Annotated in this window: 15 protein-coding genes; 10 read left to right on the top strand and 5 right to left on the bottom strand. The window is 68.3% G+C overall.

All coding sequences use genetic code 11. The features are described 5' to 3' along the window. Positions 1 to 1,387: elongation factor G (gene fusA / locus ACWELJ_RS20645; RefSeq protein WP_452367755.1), on the top strand; the 1,387-nt coding region annotated here is incomplete at its 5' end. Positions 1,388 to 1,503: 116 nt separating this feature from the next. Then, positions 1,504 to 2,694: an elongation factor Tu gene (gene tuf / locus ACWELJ_RS20640; protein WP_452367754.1), complete on the top strand. Its 1,191-nt coding sequence runs from the start codon at positions 1,504 to 1,506 to the stop codon at positions 2,692 to 2,694. Positions 2,695 to 2,871: 177 nt separating this feature from the next. Here the strand turns inward: tuf and ACWELJ_RS20635 are convergent, their stop codons facing one another. Both ACWELJ_RS20635 and ACWELJ_RS20630 read right to left on the bottom strand, forming a co-directional pair. After that, on the bottom strand, positions 2,872 to 3,654 hold the full coding sequence (locus tag ACWELJ_RS20635) for a glutamate racemase (RefSeq protein ID WP_452367753.1): 783 nt from the start codon (positions 3,652 to 3,654) through the stop codon (positions 2,872 to 2,874). 80 nt (positions 3,655 to 3,734) lie between these two features. After that, entirely contained in the window at positions 3,735 to 4,931 is a 1,197-nt protein-coding gene (locus ACWELJ_RS20630; RefSeq protein WP_452367752.1) for an NAD(P)/FAD-dependent oxidoreductase, read from the bottom strand. Between the two features lie 157 nt (positions 4,932 to 5,088). Here ACWELJ_RS20630 and ACWELJ_RS20625 point away from each other — a divergent pair, with 157 nt between their 5' ends. From ACWELJ_RS20625 to ACWELJ_RS20600, 6 genes are all read left to right on the top strand, one after another. Next, the gene (locus tag ACWELJ_RS20625; RefSeq protein ID WP_452367751.1) at positions 5,089 to 5,442 is read left to right on the top strand and encodes an SPW repeat protein; all 354 of its coding nucleotides are present in this window, start codon (positions 5,089 to 5,091) and stop codon (positions 5,440 to 5,442) included. Positions 5,443 to 5,587: 145 nt separating this feature from the next. Continuing rightward, a complete protein-coding gene (locus ACWELJ_RS20620) occupies positions 5,588 to 6,202 on the top strand; it encodes a TetR/AcrR family transcriptional regulator (RefSeq protein ID WP_452367750.1) in 615 nt (204 codons plus the stop codon). A gap of 112 nt (positions 6,203 to 6,314) precedes the next feature. Beyond that, positions 6,315 to 7,526: a lipase family protein gene (locus ACWELJ_RS20615; protein WP_452367757.1), complete on the top strand. Its 1,212-nt coding sequence runs from the start codon at positions 6,315 to 6,317 to the stop codon at positions 7,524 to 7,526. A gap of 137 nt (positions 7,527 to 7,663) precedes the next feature. After that, a complete protein-coding gene (locus tag ACWELJ_RS20610) occupies positions 7,664 to 9,229 on the top strand; it encodes a hypothetical protein (protein WP_452367749.1) in 1,566 nt (521 codons plus the stop codon). Positions 9,230 to 9,300: 71 nt separating this feature from the next. After that, on the top strand, positions 9,301 to 10,044 hold the full coding sequence (locus ACWELJ_RS20605) for a DNA alkylation repair protein (protein ID WP_452367756.1): 744 nt from the start codon (positions 9,301 to 9,303) through the stop codon (positions 10,042 to 10,044). 322 nt (positions 10,045 to 10,366) lie between these two features. Next, on the top strand, positions 10,367 to 10,945 hold the full coding sequence (locus ACWELJ_RS20600) for a transglycosylase SLT domain-containing protein (RefSeq protein ID WP_452367748.1): 579 nt from the start codon (positions 10,367 to 10,369) through the stop codon (positions 10,943 to 10,945). Between the two features lie 68 nt (positions 10,946 to 11,013). Here the strand turns inward: ACWELJ_RS20600 and ACWELJ_RS20595 are convergent, their stop codons facing one another. Beyond that, positions 11,014 to 12,069, bottom strand: coding sequence for a 2Fe-2S iron-sulfur cluster-binding protein (locus tag ACWELJ_RS20595; RefSeq protein WP_452367747.1), 1,056 nt, complete (start codon positions 12,067 to 12,069; stop codon positions 11,014 to 11,016). A 72-nt stretch (positions 12,070 to 12,141) separates the two neighbouring features. After that, complete coding sequence (gene mftR2, locus ACWELJ_RS20590) at positions 12,142 to 12,762, bottom strand: mycofactocin system transcriptional regulator MftR2 (RefSeq protein WP_452367746.1); 621 nt, start codon at positions 12,760 to 12,762, stop codon at positions 12,142 to 12,144. A 313-nt stretch (positions 12,763 to 13,075) separates the two neighbouring features. Between mftR2 and mftF the strand changes: the two genes are divergently transcribed. Beyond that, the gene (mftF, locus tag ACWELJ_RS20585) at positions 13,076 to 14,473 is read left to right on the top strand and encodes a mycofactocin biosynthesis glycosyltransferase MftF (RefSeq protein ID WP_452367745.1); all 1,398 of its coding nucleotides are present in this window, start codon (positions 13,076 to 13,078) and stop codon (positions 14,471 to 14,473) included. A 39-nt stretch (positions 14,474 to 14,512) separates the two neighbouring features. Here the strand turns inward: mftF and ACWELJ_RS20580 are convergent, their stop codons facing one another. After that, positions 14,513 to 15,757: a cytochrome P450 gene (locus ACWELJ_RS20580; RefSeq protein WP_452367744.1), complete on the bottom strand. Its 1,245-nt coding sequence runs from the start codon at positions 15,755 to 15,757 to the stop codon at positions 14,513 to 14,515. Between the two features lie 308 nt (positions 15,758 to 16,065). Between ACWELJ_RS20580 and ACWELJ_RS20575 the strand changes: the two genes are divergently transcribed. Further along, a complete protein-coding gene (locus ACWELJ_RS20575) occupies positions 16,066 to 17,418 on the top strand; it encodes a GAF domain-containing protein (RefSeq protein ID WP_452367743.1) in 1,353 nt (450 codons plus the stop codon). Positions 17,419 to 17,792 lie beyond the last annotated feature (374 nt).

Raw genomic sequence — 17,792 nt, 5'->3', positions numbered from 1 at the left:
GGTCGAGGAGATCAAGGGCGCCATCCGCAAGATGACCGTCAACTCCGAGCTCTACCCGGTGCTGTGCGGTTCCGCGTTCAAGAACAAGGGCGTGCAGCCCATGCTCGACGCGGTCGTCGACTACCTGCCGTCGCCGCTGAACGTCGAGTCCGTGCAGGGTCACGTGCCCGGCAAGGAGGACGAGGTGCTGACCCGGAAGCCGTCCTCGGACGAGCCTTTCGCGGCGCTGGCGTTCAAGATCGCGACCCACCCCTTCTTCGGCAAGCTGACCTACGTCCGTGTGTACTCCGGCAAGGTCGACTCCGGCGCCCAGGTCATCAACGCGACCAAGGGCAAGAAGGAGCGTCTGGGCAAGCTGTTCCAGATGCACTCCAACAAGGAGAACCCGGTTCCCGAGGCCGTGGCCGGCCACATCTACGCGGTCATCGGTCTGAAGGACACCACCACGGGTGACACCCTGTGCGATCCGCAGAACCAGATCGTGCTGGAGTCCATGACCTTCCCGGACCCGGTCATCGAGGTGGCCATCGAGCCGAAGACCAAGGCCGACCAGGAGAAGCTGGGCACCGCGATCCAGAAGTTCGCGGAGGAGGACCCCACCTTCAACGTGAAGCTGGACCAGGAGACCGGCCAGACCGTCATCGGCGGTATGGGTGAGCTCCAGCTCGACATCTACGTCGACCGCATGAAGCGCGAGTTCAAGGTCGAGGCCAACATCGGTAAGCCGCAGGTGGCCTACCGTGAGACCCTGACCAAGACGGTGGACAAGTACGAGTACACCCACAAGAAGCAGACCGGTGGTTCGGGTCAGTTCGCCCGTGTCATCATCGCGCTCGCGCCGCTGGTCGACGCCGAGGACGGCGCCACTTACGAGTTCGAGAACAAGGTCACCGGTGGCCGCGTTCCGCGTGAGTACATCCCCTCGGTCGACGCCGGTATCCAGGACGCCATGCAGTACGGCGTGCTCGCCGGCTTCCCGCTGGTGAACGTGAAGGCTTCGCTGCTCGACGGCGCCTACCACGAGGTCGACTCCTCGGAAATGGCGTTCAAGATCGCCGGCGCGATGGCCCTCAAGGAAGCGGCCCGCAAGGCCGGTCCGGTGATCCTCGAGCCGCTGATGGCGGTCGAGGTCACCACGCCCGAGGACTACATGGGCGAAGTGATCGGCGACCTGAACTCCCGCCGTGGCCAGATCCAGGCCATGGAGGAACGCAGTGGTGCCCGTGTCGTCAAGGCGCTGGTTCCGCTCTCGGAGATGTTCGGCTACATCGGTGACCTGCGGTCGAAGACCCAGGGCCGGGCGAACTTCTCGATGGTGTTCAATTCGTACGCGGAGGTTCCGGCCAACGTGTCGAAGGAGATCATCGCCAAGGCGACCGGCGAGTAATTCGCTGTCGGGGCGGATTCGCGAGAGTTCGCCCCGCGTGGTCGTCGAACGACCCCCTGTAATACAAACCGCACTGCTGCAAAAAAGCACGCACTAACTAGTCCAGGAGGACCACAGTGGCGAAGGCGAAGTTCGAGCGGACGAAGCCCCACGTCAACATCGGCACCATTGGTCACGTCGACCACGGCAAGACCACGCTGACTGCCGCGATCACCAAGGTGCTGGCTGACACCTACCCGGACGTGAACGCCGCGTTCGCGTTCGACCAGATCGACAAGGCGCCGGAGGAGAAGGCTCGTGGTATCACGATCAACATCTCCCACGTCGAGTACCAGACCGAGAAGCGCCACTACGCGCACGTCGACGCCCCCGGTCACGCGGACTACATCAAGAACATGATCACCGGTGCCGCCCAGATGGACGGCGCGATCCTGGTCGTGGCCGCCACCGACGGCCCGATGCCGCAGACCCGTGAGCACGTGCTGCTCGCCCGCCAGGTCGGCGTGCCCTACATCCTGGTCGCGCTGAACAAGTCCGACATGGTCGACGACGAGGAAATCCTCGAGCTCGTCGAGATGGAGGTCCGCGAGCTGCTGGCTTCGCAGGAGTTCGACGAGGAAGCCCCCGTCGTGCGCGTCTCCGGCCTGAAGGCCCTCGAGGGCGACCCGAAGTGGACCGCTTCGGTGCTCGAGCTGATGAACGCCGTCGACACCGCGATCCCGGACCCGGTCCGTGAGACCGACAAGCCGTTCCTGATGCCGATCGAGGACGTCTTCACGATCACCGGTCGTGGCACCGTCGTCACCGGTCGTATCGAGCGCGGTGTGATCAACGTGAACGAGGAAGTCGAGATCGTCGGCATCCGCGAGAAGACCCAGAAGACCACCATCACCGGTGTCGAGATGTTCCGCAAGCTGCTGGACCAGGGCCAGGCGGGCGACAACGTCGGTCTGCTGGTTCGTGGTCTGAAGCGTGACGACGTCGAGCGTGGTCAGGTCGTCGTGAAGCCGGGCACCACCACCCCGCACACCGAGTTCGAGGGCCAGGCGTACATCCTGTCGAAGGACGAGGGTGGCCGCCACACCCCGTTCTTCAACAACTACCGCCCGCAGTTCTACTTCCGTACCACCGACGTGACCGGCGTCGTGACCCTCCCCGAGGGCACCGAGATGGTCATGCCGGGCGACAACACCGAGATGAGCGTCAAGCTGATCCAGCCGGTCGCCATGGACGAGGGCCTGCGTTTCGCGATCCGTGAGGGTGGCCGCACCGTCGGTGCCGGTCGCGTCACCAAGATCGTCAAGTGATTCTCTGAATCCACTTGGTGATTCCTTGAATCGCTGACAGACGGCGTCGCTCCGAAAGGGGCGGCGCCGTTTGACTTTTCGGCGTCCGCCGCGTCCTGTTCGGGCGTTCGCCGGGGCGCCGTATGCGAAAGGGCCGCTTCCCTTGGGGGAGCGGCCCTTTCGTGTGTCCGGGGGAGGTCAGGAGGCGGTGAGCCGGTCCTCGCAGGTCGCGCCGAGCAGGCGGCCGGATTCGAAAGACGCTGCGGCGGAAGGCAGTTGGGCCGGACGTCCGGAAGCCAGGACACGGACCGTGCCCGCCCCCGCGCTGGGCAGTCCGAGCGCGTCCATGCGGCGCAGGGTCTGCCCGGCCACGGCCTCGGCGCTGTCGAAGACGCGGACCCCGGCGGGCAGCGCGGCGAGGATGTCGTCGAGGACGAGTGGGTAGTGGGTGCAGCCGAGCACGATGCCCTCGGTGTCGGCGGGGGTGCGGGCGGCGGCGTCGGTGATGGCCTCGGCGATGACCGGGAGATCGCCGCGGTCGATGGCGTCGGCCAGCCCGTGGCAGGCGACCCCGGTGACCTCGGCGTCGCCGCCGAATTGCGTGATCAGCCCGGCCTGGTAGGCGCTGGCGGTGGTGGCGGCGGTCGCCCAGACGGCGACCTTCGCGCAGGCGGCCGCGGCGGGCTTGATGGCGGGCACGGTGCCGATCACCGGCACCTCGGGCCCGACCATGGCGCGGACGTGTTCGAGGGCGGTGACGCTGGCCGTATTGCAGGGCAGCACAATGACTTCCGCGCCTTCGCGCAGGGCGAGGCGTGCGGTGTCCAGCACCCGGTCGATGACCCACTGCTCGGGCTTGGGGCCCCAGGGCGCGCCGTCGGGGTCGTTGAGCAGCAGCAGGTCGAGATCGGGCCGCAGCTTCCGCAACCAGGCGGCCGTGGGCAGCAGCCCCAGTCCGGAGTCGATGAGCGCGACGATCACACCTTGCACGGTAGTGAAAGCACCCGCCTGATCGCGAACCGCGGGTCGGAATGTCGTGCTTGCCCGGATGTCTGCCCGGATCAGCTCGCGGTCGCCACCGGCTGGAGGTTCGCGGCGAGCTCGGCGCGGGCCTTCATGACCTTGCCGGCCATGCCGGCGCCGACGACCGCGACCAGGTCGCCGCCGCGGCGGTAGTGCGCCAGGAACTTGCGGCCCTTGTCCTCGACGATCTCGATCTCGTCGGCCAGCGCCGGGATGCCGAGCACCTGGATCTTCATGTCGTACTGGTCGCTCCACACGTACGGCACCTGGATCTCGGCGGCCGGTTCGGCGGCCAGCAGCGCGGCGGCCAGCACCTGGGCCTGCTCACCGGCATTGGTCCAGTGCTCGACGCGCTTGTTGCGGCCGACGGCGTGCGGCCAGGCGGCCACGTCGCCGAGCGCCCAGACGCCGGGGACCGAGGTGCGGCCGGTCTCGTCGGCGAGCACGCCGCCGCCGTCGGCGGGCGCGGCCAGCGGGATCCCGGAGCCGTCGAGCCACTCGGTGACGGGCACCGAGCCGATGCCGATGACCACCAGGTCGGCGTCGACGACGCTGCCGTCGGCGAGTCGGACCCCGCGCACCGAGTCGCCCTCGGTGACAAGCGTTTCCACCCCGACGCCGCAGCGCAGTTCGACGCCCTCGGCCTCGTGCAGCCGCGCCACCAGCGCGCCGACCTGCTCACCGAGCGCGGCGAACAGGGGAGTGGGCTGGGGTTCGACGATGGTCACCGCGAGCCCACGGGCGCGGAAACTGGCCGCGAGCTCGCAGCCGATGAAGCCCGCGCCGACGATGACGGCCTGGCGCGCGCTGCCGAGGTGTTCGCGCAGCGCCGCGGCGTCGTCGTGCGTGCGCAGCACGTGCACGCCGGAGACCTCGGGCAGGCCGGGGATCCGGCGCGGCCGCAGCCCGGTGGCGATGACCAGGGCGTCGTAGGAGGCCTCGGTGCCGTCGGAGAGGCGGACCCGGCGGGCGTCGGTGTCGACGCCGGTGGCGGTGACGCCCAGGCGCAGCCGGATGTCCTGTTCGGTGTAGAACTCCGCGGGCCGCAGCGCGGTGTCGTCGGTTTCGCCGCGCATGTACTGCTTGGACAGCGGCGGCCGGTCGTAGGGAGCGTGGTTCTCGTCGCTCAGCAGGGTCAGTTCGCCGGTGTAACCAGCACGTCGGAGCTCTTCGGCGGTGCGCAGGCCCGCGAGTCCACCACCGACAATTAGAACCTGTTCTACCGAGTGCGACATGTGCCCACCTTAGCGGTTCCCGAGGGTGCTCACCGACGTGTCGGCCGTCACACCCGAGATGCGGCCCAATCGTATCCGGGCATTTATTGATCGGCCGGTCAATCAGGATTACAACGGGATCAGAACATATTTCCTGGCCTTTCAAAGGAGGCATTCCATGTTCACCGTGAGTCGCGCGGAGCACGCCCTGACATTCGTGCTCGGCGTCGTAGCCGCGCTGTCCCCGATCTGGGTGGCGCACAGCGACCGCGCACTGTGGACCCTCGTCGTGCTCGGCGTGCTGATCGCCATCGCGGGCCTGGCGCAGTTGCGCGAGATGGGCACCGCGATGACGGGCCGGGCGCTCGGCGTCCTGGGTGTCCTGATGTTCATCTCCCCGTGGGTGATGAACTTCCACTCCTACAGCAACGCCTCCTGGGTCGCGTGGATCGTGGGCGCGTTGACGGTCGTGGTCGCCTTGGCCGAGATGCCGGAGGTTGCGGGCCGTTTCGGCACCGCGGCGCACCACTGACCGGGTCGCGGCGCGCCGGCCTCGTTCTCCTGCGAAGGGCGGGAGACGCACGGGGCCGGCGTGTCGGCGCGATATGCTTGTTCCCTACGTCCGCCCGACCGGTGGCGGCCGCCTCCGCTTCGAAGCGTGAGGAGGAAGTCGAGCAGTGCCTGCACCACGCAAGCGTCGTAGCAAGAAGGTCGACGGGGACGCTCGCCAGCTCATTCTCGATGCCGCCGAAAAGCTGTTCGCGGCCAATGGTTTCGACGCCACGGCCACCGCGGCCATCGCCGAGGCCGCCGGGGTACCCAAGGGGCTGGTCTTCTATTACTTCCCGACCAAGGACGCGATTCTGTCGGCCCTGATGGCCGAGCGCGTCCCGCCGCAGCCGATCGACGACATCTATTCGGTGGTGGTGCCGGGCGATCCGGCCAAGAGTCTGGTCAATATGGATGCCGCGCTGAATCTGCGCGATCACCATTCCTCGGTGTTGCGCGTGATCATGTGGCGCGAGGCCGATACCCATCCCGATGTGCGCAAGCAGTTGCGCCGCATGCGCGATCAGCTGCTGGACGCGACCGCGCGGGTGCTGGCGGCGAGCGCGCCGGGTCCGGTGCAGCCGGGGACCCTGCGGGCCTGCGCGGCGGCCTGGGTGTCGGCGATGCTGGCCATCGCGAGCACGGATCGGCTGCACGCGCTGGACGGGCTGCCGTTGCCGACCGCCGACGAGATCCTGAATGTGGCGAACGTGGTCGCCGCGGGGATGACCCAGATGGGCTGAGTTCGCCGCGACATCATGTTTGCTGGCGTGTCGCTATTTCTTCTCAACCACTCCCGAACCACACTCGTTGTGGGGCAAGCGTGCGATTCTCACTGCGAAGTTCGTGGAGGAACTGGTGAAGGCCAAGCTGTTGCTGCGTGTTCTCGGATTGTTCTCGGCGGGTCTGGCTCTCGCGGCGACGGCGCCCGCGGCGCACGCCGATCCGATCTATCCGGCGCCCGACCCGGACCCGTTCTACGCGCAGCCGGCCGATATCGCCGACCACGCGCCGGGCGACGTGCTGGCGACCCGCCCCATGCCGCCGTTGCTGATCTTCCCCGACACCACGGTCACCATGGTGAAATTCCGGTCCACCGGATCCGAGGGCAACCCGATCGCGGCGGTCACCACGGTGCTCACGCCGCGCGAACACCAGCCGGGCGGGCCGCTGCTGTCGTATCAGCACATCATCAACGGCCTGGGCGCGCAGTGCGCGGTGTCGCGGGTGCTGTACACCAGCGACCCGAATCTGTATGTGAAGGAAGCCGTCGCCCTGAATGTGGCGCTGCGGCGCGGCTGGTCGGTGGCGCTGCCGGACCACCTGGGCCCGAATTTCGCCTACGGCGCGGCCAAATTGGGCGGGCAGATCACCCTGGACGGGATTCGCGCAGCCAAGCGGACCCCGGAGCTGGGCCTCGGCGAGAGCCGGGTGGCGATGGCCGGATACTCCGGCGGCGGCATGGCGACCGCGTGGGCGGCGGCGCTGGCCCCGCGCTACGCGCCGGAGCTGGAGATCGCGGGCGCGGCCACCGGCGGCGTGCCGATGAATCTGGAGAAGATGGTGCGCCAGCTGGGTTTCCAAGCGCATCCGGCGTTCGGCCTGGCCATGGCGGCGGCCATCGGCCTGGAGCGGGAGTACCCGGACCGGCTGCCGATCAGCACCCAGATGAACTCCGCGGGCATATCCGCCCGCAATGCCATGGCCAATGGCTGCACCAACGAGATCATGGCCATCGGCGCGGGGCACAGCGCGCGCGAATTCGCGGCCAGCACCTCGCTGATCGACGATCCGACGGTGATGTCGGTGCTGCGGGAGAACAGCCTGGAGTCCTACGACGGGGTGCCGAATACGCCGATCTTCGAATGGCATTCGCCGACCGATCCGTTGATCCCGGTGGACGCCATCGTGAACACCGATCGCCGCTACTGCGCGGCGGGCGTGCCGGTGGACGTCAATCTGAACTCGTCGCCGGAGCACCTGTCCGCGGCGGTGCTGGGCCTGCCCGCGGCGCTGGACTGGGTGGATGCCCGGTTGCGCGGTGAACCGGCTCCCACCACCTGCTGAGCCGGGCCGCCGCCGGAACGCGGGCCCGTCAATGCCCCAATACCGTTGGTCGTGAGCCGGTTTCGTGGTGACCGGGCGCACGGCCGGACCGTGGCCCGACTCGCACCCGCTGCCACGGCCCGGTAAGAATGGCGGCCATGGATGCCGATTTCACCACCGGCCCGGGGGATTCGCGCTCCGCGCGTCAACCGGGTTACCGCCTCACCCACCCGGACGCGCCGGGCACCTCGCCGAATCCGGTGCTGACCGGCATCGACACCGGATCTATCCACAACGGCCACGACGGACTGGGCCACAACGGGCATGACGGATTCACCCGCAACGGCCACGACGGGCTCGCGCACAACGGCCAGGACGGGCTCGCCCGCAACGGCCACGACGGGCTCGCCCGCAACGGTTACGACGCCCGCACCGGCCAGGAGCAGCAGGTGCAGTGGTCGTCCACGCCCGTAACCCTGCGCGGCACACCGGAATCGGAGGCCCTGTCGCGCCGGATCGCGCCCGATCTACCGCAGCGCTCCGCCGACCTGCCGCAACGCAATATCGATCTGACCCAGCGTGCACCGGAGCTGACCCAGCACGCCCCGGAACTGCCGCGGCGCAGCGCGGACCCCGAAGCGGTGGCCGCCCGCCTCGCCGCGGAGAGCGACTCGTTCCCGGCCCGGATCAGCACCGACAGCGAACCGTTCGCGGTGCCCGCCACCGGTGAGCCGTTCGGATCGCGTCCGGCCACCAATGGTTCGCCGTTCTCGCGCCCCGCGAATGACAGCGGACAGCTGACCCGGCCGGCCGCCGACAGCGGGCAGTTCACCCGTTCCGCCCCGGACAGCGAGCCTTTCGCGGTGACGCCCGGGCCCGGCGCCGACCCGTTCGGCGCGCGTCCCGTCGCCGAGGCGCCCGCGTTCGCCGTGCGCCCCGAAGCGCAGGACAGCGTCTTCGGCGCGAGCCCGGCCGTCGAGTTCGAAGCCCCGGTGTCGCGCCGGTACGCGCCGGACCCCGAACCGTCGGTCCGATTCGAACTCCCGGAGCGCCTGGAAGCCCCGGAGCGTCTGGAAGCGCCTGCCCGCCTGGACAATCTGGACGACAACGCCGGCCTGGAGAGCATGGAGGCGGTCGCCGCGTCGCTGCGCGAGAGCGTCCAGGACGGGCCCCGCGCGACCACCCGTGCCGGTTCACGCCGTCGCGCCGCCGCGGAACGCGTTGCGGAGCAAGTCGATTCGATCGTGTCGGCGGTCGAGGTGGCTGCGCCGAAGCCCGCGATCGCGGTCACCGAGTCGAAGACCGTGGCCCCCGAGCCCAAGGCCGCACTGCCCGAGCTCGAGGCCGCACTGCCCGAGCCCAAGGCGATGGCCGTCGAATCCGAGGCCGTGACCGCTGCGCCGCGGACTGTCGCGACCGAGTCGGCAACCGCGGTCGCCGAGTCGTCGGAGGCGAAGGCCGCGGCCTCCACGGCCGCCGAGTTCCGCACCGGCGACGCCACCATCGACCTGCATCACATCATGCGTCTGCTGGTGGCCAGCCACGATCTGGAGCTGGCCGCGTCCGCCGCCGAGTCCGGCGAGGCCGATATCGCCAAGTTGGCCGATGCCGCGCATCGGACCCGTTCGGCTGCCGTGGAATTGGTGGCCGCCTGGTACGGAGGGGCGGACCACATGCGAAATTTTGGCGAGGTCCTCTTACGAGCCGCGGGGGAAATACGGTGATACGGATCTAGGATTCGTTCGGAAAGTCACTCCGGCCCACGGACGCGGGAGGCGCGGTGAGCGGTGCGACGGTGTCGCCGAATGGTTTGACCGCCGAGGCGGTGCGGGCGGATTTGGCGGCGCTCGCCGATCCGGCCGACGCGGTGCGCCTGCGGCGCTTTTTCAAGACCGGGCCGGGCGAGTACGGCGACGGGGATGTTTTCATCGGCGTCCGGGTTCCGCAGACCCGGAAGGCGGTGAAACGGTTTGCCGGGATGCCGCTTTCGGAGATCGACGCACTGCTCGACAGTCCGGTGCACGAGCATCGGCTGGCCGGGTTGGTGATTCTGAATGGCGAGATGGCGAAGGCGTCGCGCACGCGCGGGGGCGATCCGGCGCGGCAGCGTGAGATTGTCGAGTTGTATCTGGCGGCGGTGCGCCGGGGCCGGGTGAACAACTGGGATCTGGTGGACTCCTCGGCGGAGTTCATTCTCGGTCCGTGGTTGCTGGAGCGCCCGCGCGATCTGCTCGGCGAATTCGCGGCGGGGGATTCACTGTGGGAGCGGCGGGTGGCCTTGCTGACCACGTTCGCGTTCATCAAACAGGGCGATACCGCCACCACCCTGGAATTGTGTGAGCGCTTGCTCGGCGACCGCCGCGACCTGATCCAGAAGGCGGTGGGCTGGATGCTGCGGGAGATCGGCAAGCGGGTGGATCCGGCGATTCTCACCGGATTTCTGGACGCGCACGCGGCGGCGATGGGCCGCACGGCGTTGAGTTACGCGACCGAGCACCTCACTCCCGAGCAGCGGGCGCACTACCGCGCCCAGCGGTGACCGTCGCGGCGTAGCCCACGCTGCCGGGTTGCTGTGACCAACGGCTCGATGGATTCGCACTGACTGTTCACCTTGTGTTCAGTTTACGTTCATGTGTCGAGATCAGTCTGTGATCAGTCGGTTATGGCCGATACCAGCTCGAAACGAGTTGGAGCCCCCCCACGCGGAGACCGCCGCCTTCGGCGAGAGCGTGAACGAACGGTGATAGCTGGGAAATCTCCCGAATCTCGTTCCGCCACCTTGCACATCACGATCCATGCAGTGCGTCGGCAGGGTCCTCCGGACACCCGCCGTGGTCAGCGCTGCGCCAGCGAGATTCGCCATGCATAAATTCTTCGCTCAGCCCGTCCGAACCGTCACCGCTCTGGCCGGCGTCGCGATCGCCGCTTCGGCGATCGCCGCCGGTGCGGCCTCCGCCGACGTCAATGGTGTGCCGCCCGAGTTCCAGGGCACCGCCCAGCAGGTGCAGCAGCAGGCCGTCGGCCTGACCGCGTCGCTCCCGGCGGCGCAGCAGGACCAGGTCCGCGCGGCCGTGCAGGGCCTGCCCGCGCCCTTGAACCAGGTACTGCCCCCGGCCTTCACCAACGACCTCGACGGCTGGATCCGCAACGCCCTGTACGTCCTGAACCAGCACGGCATCCCGGGCAGCTACGACGGCATCTTCCGCAATATTCAGCGGGAGTCCGGCGGTAACCCGCAGGCCATCAACCTCTACGACTCGAACGCCGCCGCGGGCATCCCCTCCAAGGGCCTGCTCCAGGTGATCGATCCGACCTTCCAGGCGTACCACGTCGACGGCACCTCGTGGGACATCTACGATCCGGTCGCCAACATCACGGCCGCCTGCAATTACGCGGCGCACCGCTACGGTTCGATCGACAACGTCTTCTCGGCGTACTGAGCCGCACGGACACAATCGAATTCGGCCGCCGCGTGAATCACGCGGCGGCCGAATCGTTTCGGGGTAACTCAGAACTGGATCTTCAGGCGGTCCGTCACCGGCCGGGCCTGGCAGCCCAGGATGTAGCCGTTGGCGATGTCCTCGGGGTCGAGGATCTCCGCGTTCTCCATCTCCACCTCGCCCTCCAGGACGGTGCAGGCGCAGGAGCCGCATTCGCCCTCGAGGCAGGAGTAGGGCACGTCCAGGCCCTTGGAGAGCATGATGTCGACCAGGGTCTGGCTGCGCGGCCAGGTCATCTCGTGGGTCTCGCCGTCGAGTTCGACCTCGACGCTGGCGGCGTCGGCGGCCTCCTCGGCGCTGATCTCGACCGGGGCGACCTCGGCGAACGGGTCGCCGGAGAGCGAGTTGAAGACCTCGGCGTGGGTGCGGTTGCGCGGCACGCCGAGCTGGCCGAGGGCGTCGTGGACTCGGTCCATGAACGGCTTGGGGCCGCACATGAACGCCTCGTAGGCGGTGTAGGGCGAGACCAGGGCGGCGAAGGCGTCGGCGGTCGGCAGGCCTTGGAGGGCTTCGAGCCAGTGAATGACGACGACCCGCTGCGGGTTCTTGTCGGCGAGTTCGCGCAGTTCACTGGCGAAGATGACCGACTCGTGGTCGCGGTTGGCGTAGACCACCACGATGCGGCCGTTGCCGCGGGCGAGCGCCGACTTGAGGATGGACATCACCGGGGTGATGCCGCTGCCGGCCGCGAACAGCAGCAGGTCCTCGTCGAGGTTCTTGGGGGTGAAGACGCCCGACGGCGGCAGCACCTCGAGGGAGTCGCCGGCTTTGACGTTGTCGCACACCCAGTTCGACGCGTAGCCGTCGACCGTGCGCTTGATGGTCACCTTCGGCTTGTCGTCGGTGTGCGGCGAGCTGGCCAGCGAGTAGCAGCGGGCCACGGACCCGGTCAGGTCGCTGGGGATGCGCAGGGTCAGGAACTGGCCCGGCGTGTAGGCGAAGCGCTCGCTGAGTTCCTCGGGCACGTCGAAGACCAGCGAGCAGGAGTCGGCCGTCTCGTTGATGACCGCGGAGACCCGCAGCACGGCCGATCGCGAGCTGTGCGGTACGTCGACGGTGGTCATAGTGTCCTCTCGAACCCGGCAGTGATGGTCAGCCGGAGCAGTCTACCCAAACTAGAACGTGTTCTAGTTTGACTATACGTGGCTGTCGCGCTGCCGGACAAGCTGAGCTTCCAGTCCGGCGATCAGCACGTCCATCGAGAAGTCATAGGAGTACTTGCCGCGCAGATCCGCCATGTGCTTGGTGGCGCGTTCCACCGCCTCGGGCAGCACCCGCTCCAGCAGGGCCGAGCGGTCGCGCGGATTCACCTTGGAACGACCGAACAGATAGGTGTGGATGGTGGCGTAGGCGGAGAGCACATTGCGCTCGTCGAAACCGGCGTCGAAGAGGATTTCCATCACGGCCGCGATCAGGTCGAGCTGTTTGCCGAGCATCTGCTCGATCAGGACGTCGCCGAGACCCGGGTGCTTGCGCAATTTCTCGTCGATCTGGTCGATGAGATCCCGCAAACGCATTTGCCACGTGCCGAATTCGGGCGGCGGCTTGCGGACGCCGGTCAGCGCCGCGGTCGCGACCAAGTCGAGTAGCTCGCGCTTGTCGGCGACGTAGTAATAGGGGGCCATCGGCGAAACTCCGAGTTCGCGGGAGAGCCGTCGCATGGACAGCTTCTCCACGCCGTCCTGCCGGACCACCCGCAGGGCGGCCTCGACGATCTCGGATTCCGAGAGGGTGTTACCGCCCCCGCCTGTCTGCATGCGCCCGACTCCCATACCGCCTCGACCACCACGGACACGGATTCCCGTCCCCGACCTGTTCAACTGCCGATTTTCCTCCCGGCAGTGTAGAGCGCACCCGACTCTGCTGGTCGAGCTACGGTCCGATGTGCACCCAAGGTTCGCGGCCGTCCCGATTCTGGACTGACGGAGCGGGGGAGCGAAGCGGAGGAGCGGAGGAGGGAAGAATCGGGACCAGGGGCCGCGAACCCGCCCGGAGCGAAGCGGAGGGCAAATTAACACTGCCTGCGTGGCAATCATCATTGCCGGTGGTGTGCTGACTTAGCATTCGGGAATGCGCCATGATCGCCTTCCCGATGGTTTCGGGGTGCGAATCGATCCCAAGGTGCGCACTTATTCCGGTGGACGGCTACTGGTCGGCGGCACGCCGACGAGGTTGCTACGGCTGGCTCCGGAAGCTGCGGCCTTGATCGGTGACGGGTACCTCGAGGTGACCGACCCGGCGTCGGCTCGGGTTGCCAGACGTCTTCTCGATTCCGGTGTGGCGAACCCGCGGCCGCGGTTGCTGCCGTCGCTGGAGGACGTCACCGTGATCGTCCCGGTGCACAACAACACTCCCGAGTTGTCGCGGCTGCTGTCGGCGCTGCGCGGTCACACGGTGATCGTGGTGGATGACGGTTCGGATCAGCCGGTGCGGATTCCGGAGGCGCGCAGCAGATGCCGGATCACTGTGCTGCGCCGCGATCGCCGGCACGGGGCGGCCGCCGCCCGCAATTTCGGATTGCGGTCCGCGTCAACCGAATTCGTGGCCTTCCTGGATCCGGAGGTGGTGCCCCGGACCGGCTGGCTGGAGGTCATGCTGGGCCATTTCAGCGATCCCAAGGTGGCGCTGGTGGCCCCGCGCATCCTGGCCATGGATCCGGATTCCACGGTGCTGGCCCGCTATGAGCACACCCGCGGTTCGGTGCATCGCGGTCGCCGCGAGTCGGCGGTGCAGGCGCACGGCCCGGTGCCGTACGTGCCGAGTTCGGCGGTGCTGGTGCGCCGGCTGGCGCTGCTGGGCGAGGGCGGTTTCGACGAGTCCATGGGCGCGGGCGGCGATGTCGACCTGTGCTGGCGGCTGGATCGCGCGGGCTGGCGGCTGCGCTACGAGCCCGCCGCCCGGGTGGCGCACAGCAATCCGGTGTCGTTGCGAAAATGGTTCGCTCACAAAGTCACCCATGGGACCGGGGTGGCGCCGCTGGCGCAGCGGCACCGCGGGATGGCCGCGCCGCTGTCGCTGCCGATCTGGACGGCGGTGTCGGCGGGTCTGCTGAGCACCGCGTCGGGCTGGGGCATCTTCGGCGGCGTGCTGACCCTGGGCGCGACCCTGGTCCGATTACGCCGGGTGTTCGCCGGGCTCGATAATCCGACCCGGGTGGCCGCCATCTATATGACGCGCGGTTTCGGCGGCGCGGTGTGGCGGCTGGCGTCGGCCATGTGCCGCCACTATTGGCCGGTGACGCTGCTGGGCATGCTGTGCTCGCGCCGGATCCGGCATATCGCGATCACCCTGGCGATGGCGGAGGGACTGGCGGACTGGTTCACCCATCGGGAGCCGGGCAGCCTGGATCCGATTCGCTATGTGTTCTGCCGGCGGCTGGACGACGTGGCGTACGGGACGGGCGTGTGGTGGGGCGCGGCCCGCACCCGCAGCGCGGCGGCGCTGAAACCGACACTCCCGTCCAGCTGATCACCGGTCGTAGATCTCCGATGTGGTGATGCGACCCGGCTACGCTTCCTCCCCGCGCGCCCGCAGCCGAACCGGCAGGTGCCGGACGCCGGTGTGCTTGTTGCTGCGCGTGTATTCGACGGGCCCGGTGAGTTCGGCGATCTCGACCCGGTCGAGCAACGCGTCGAACACCACCCGCATCTCCATGCGGGCCAGATTCGATCCGAGGCAGAAGTGCCCGCCGCGCCCGAAGGCCAGGTGCGGGTTCGGCCGCCGGGTGATGTCGAAGGTGTGCGGGTCGGTGAACACGGCCTCGTCGCGGTTGGCGGAGGTCCACCACAGGGTCACCTTGTCCCCGGCCGTGATTCGCTGATCGCCGAGTTCGGTGTCGCGGGTGGCGGTGCGCCGGTTGTAGGAGGTGGAGGAGGCCCACCGCAGCATCTCGTCGACGGCCCCGTCCAGCTGGGACCGGTCCTCGCGCAGGCTGCGCCAGACCTCGGGCCGTTCGATGAGCGCCAGCATCCCGACGGCGATGGAGTTGCGGGTGGTCTCGCTGCCGGCCGCGATGAGCAGGCTGAACAGCATGGCCTTCTCCATATCGGTGAGCGGCTGCCCGTCGATGGTGGCGTGGGCGGCCAGGGAGAGCAGGTCGTCGGTGGGCGCGGCGGTCTTGGCGGCGAGCAGTTCCCGGCCGTAGGCCCGGGTTTCGGCGACGGCGCGCTGGGTCCGCGCGGTGGCCTCGCCGAGGTCGCGATCGTCGTAGTCCAAAGCCACATTGGCCCAGCCGAAGAGCCGGTGCCGGTCTTGCTGCGGCACGCCGAGCAGGTGGGCGACGGCCTGCAGGGGTAGTTCGGCGGCGAGGTCGAGCAGAAAGTCGCACTCGCCCTTGGCCAGTGCGGCGTCCACCAGGTCGGTGGCGCGTCGCCGCAGGTCGTCCTCGATGAGTTTCAGGGTGCGCGGCGCGACGCTGGGCATGAGCAGTTTCCGCACGCCCGCGTGCCGGGGGTCGTCCATCATGTTGAGCAGCACTCCGACGGCCCAGTCCCCGGGCAGGTCCTCGATGAGGGTGCCGCCGCCGCGCCGGTCCCCGCCGCGCTCGGAGGAGTAGGTGACCGAATCCGCGGCTACGGCAACGATGTCGGCGTATCGGCTGACCACCCAGAACCCTTCCCCGTCGGGGGTGTGCGGGGTGGGCGGATGCCACCAGACCGGCGCGTCGGCCCGCAGCCGGTCGAAGACCGCGTGCGGGAAGCCGTGCGCGAAGCGGTCGAGGTCGGTCAGGTCGATGTCCTCCACCTCACCCACCCTGGCACAGTGCCCAGGGCCGGGCGGTACATTTGGTGAACTGTGTTTACTCGAAAACCCGGCCGCCGCAAGGATTTCGGTGCGGGGTGCGCGGCCGTGATCCGGTCAGCGGCGCCACCGCAACCCCGGCAAGCCCCTCGCGACGCGCGGAACGCGCGGAGTGACTGAACACGGCGTGTTTAACAAGATGCTGCGTAGCTCACATTTCCGTAGGGCACGGTTGCTGTGTGACCTGTCGGACAAACGTCCTGCTTCCGCCTTGGGCTCTCAGGTCCGCCGGTACCCTTTGGGTGCGGAAAGAAAGGCAAATGGTCAGCAATCTTGCGGGTGGGGGAAACCCTAACCACGGCGCCGAACCGGGCAGTCAACTCGGTGCGCTCGAAACATATGCCGCCCAGGCACACGGATATCTCAGCCTGGGCGGAGATCAGCTGGGGCAACTGCCCGGCTTGTTACGTCCCATGGTCCTGGAGTCGTGGCTGCGCAGTGTGCGCGGTGGAGTGGACCCGATGGACGACGGGGACGGTCGCGGCCTGCGCGGCGCGGACCTCGAGCGCTATCGCGACGCGCATCCGATCGCCGCGGTGATGCCGCTGGTGGACAAGCTCCTGCTGCGGGACGCGACCAGTACCGGTTTGATCGTGGTGGTGGCCGACCAGTTCGGCCGCGTGCTCTCGGTGCACGGCAATGCCGACCGGGTGCAGCCGGCCGCCGAGGCGGGCCTGCGTGAGGGCAACGACCTGAGCGAGCGCCGGGTCGGCACCAATGCGGTGGGCCTGGTGGTGCGCACCGGCCGCGCGGCCTGGATCCACGGCCCCGAGCATTTCCTGCACCGCATGCACCAGATCACCGGAGCGGCTGCGCCGGTGCACGATCCGGACGGCCGCCTGGTGGGCGTGCTGATGATCGCGGGCGGGGTGCGGGTGGCGCGCCCGGAGATCCTGGCGCTGGTGAAGGCGGCGGCCACGGCGGCGGAGATGGATCTGCTGCTGGCCGCGGTGCGTTCGGGCCAGGATCGGCGTTCGCACGCCGACGCGCCCGCGCCGGAACGCCTGGGCCTGGAGGTGCTCGGGCTGGGTCAGCCGCAGCTGACGGTGGCGGGGGAGCGGGTTCCGTTGTCGCAGCGGCACGCCGAGATCCTGTTGCTGCTCGCCGAGCATTCCGAGGGGCTGTCGGCCGATCACCTGGCCCTGCTGCTCGATGACGCCGATCTGGACAACGCCACCATTCGCGCCGCCATGTCGCGGCTGCGCTCGGTGGTCGGTTCGAACGTCTTCGGCTCGCGGCCGTACCGGTTGCGCGTGCCGATCGCCACGGACGTGGAAGCGCTGCGCGCCGCCCTGGATTCCGGGGATGTGGACACCGCCGTGCGCCTGTACGCGGGCCCGGTGTTGCCGCGTTCGACGGCTCCGGGAGTTATAGACATTCGCGATGAATTGCGTGTGCGCTTGAGAACGGCTGTATTACGTTCCGGCGACGCTTCGGTCTTGAGTCGGTGGACCGCGGGCGCCGAGGGACGCGACGACGCGGCGGCGTGGGCGGCCTATCGGGCCACCGTCGACCGTGAGTCTCCGCTGTATGCGCAGATCGAGGCCAAGATTCGGGTGCTCGACCGGCGCCTGGGCGCCGATGCAACGCAGTTGCAACGTTTCGACTCCTAATCTCCACATCCGAAAGTGCGGTTGGTCACACCGCCGCCTTGTTATGTGGTCTGACCCACATTCATCGCGATCTTCGCGCCGGATACGCTGCCAACTAGACGCTCGTCCAACTTTTTTTCAGGAAAAAGTTCCTTTTTATTGTGTAAACGCCTAGTGTTCGCATGCATGAACGGCATCCCTGTGATGCAGGTGACAGTTGGAGGAGATCGGCAGTAGGACAGTCCGGATGCGATGACCCGGAGGCAACCGCATCCCGGCCGGCGAGCCAGTAAGCCCGGCCGCTTCGAGCACTAGTTGGATCACGCGCGGATTCGCCGCGCATTCGTCGAAAAACCCAGGGCGATGCGATAACTCGCGGCCTGGTGCGCCCTCGT

This window comes from Nocardia sp. NPDC004582 (genome assembly GCF_053602115.1).
This window is presented reverse-complemented; position numbering and strand designations above follow the sequence as displayed.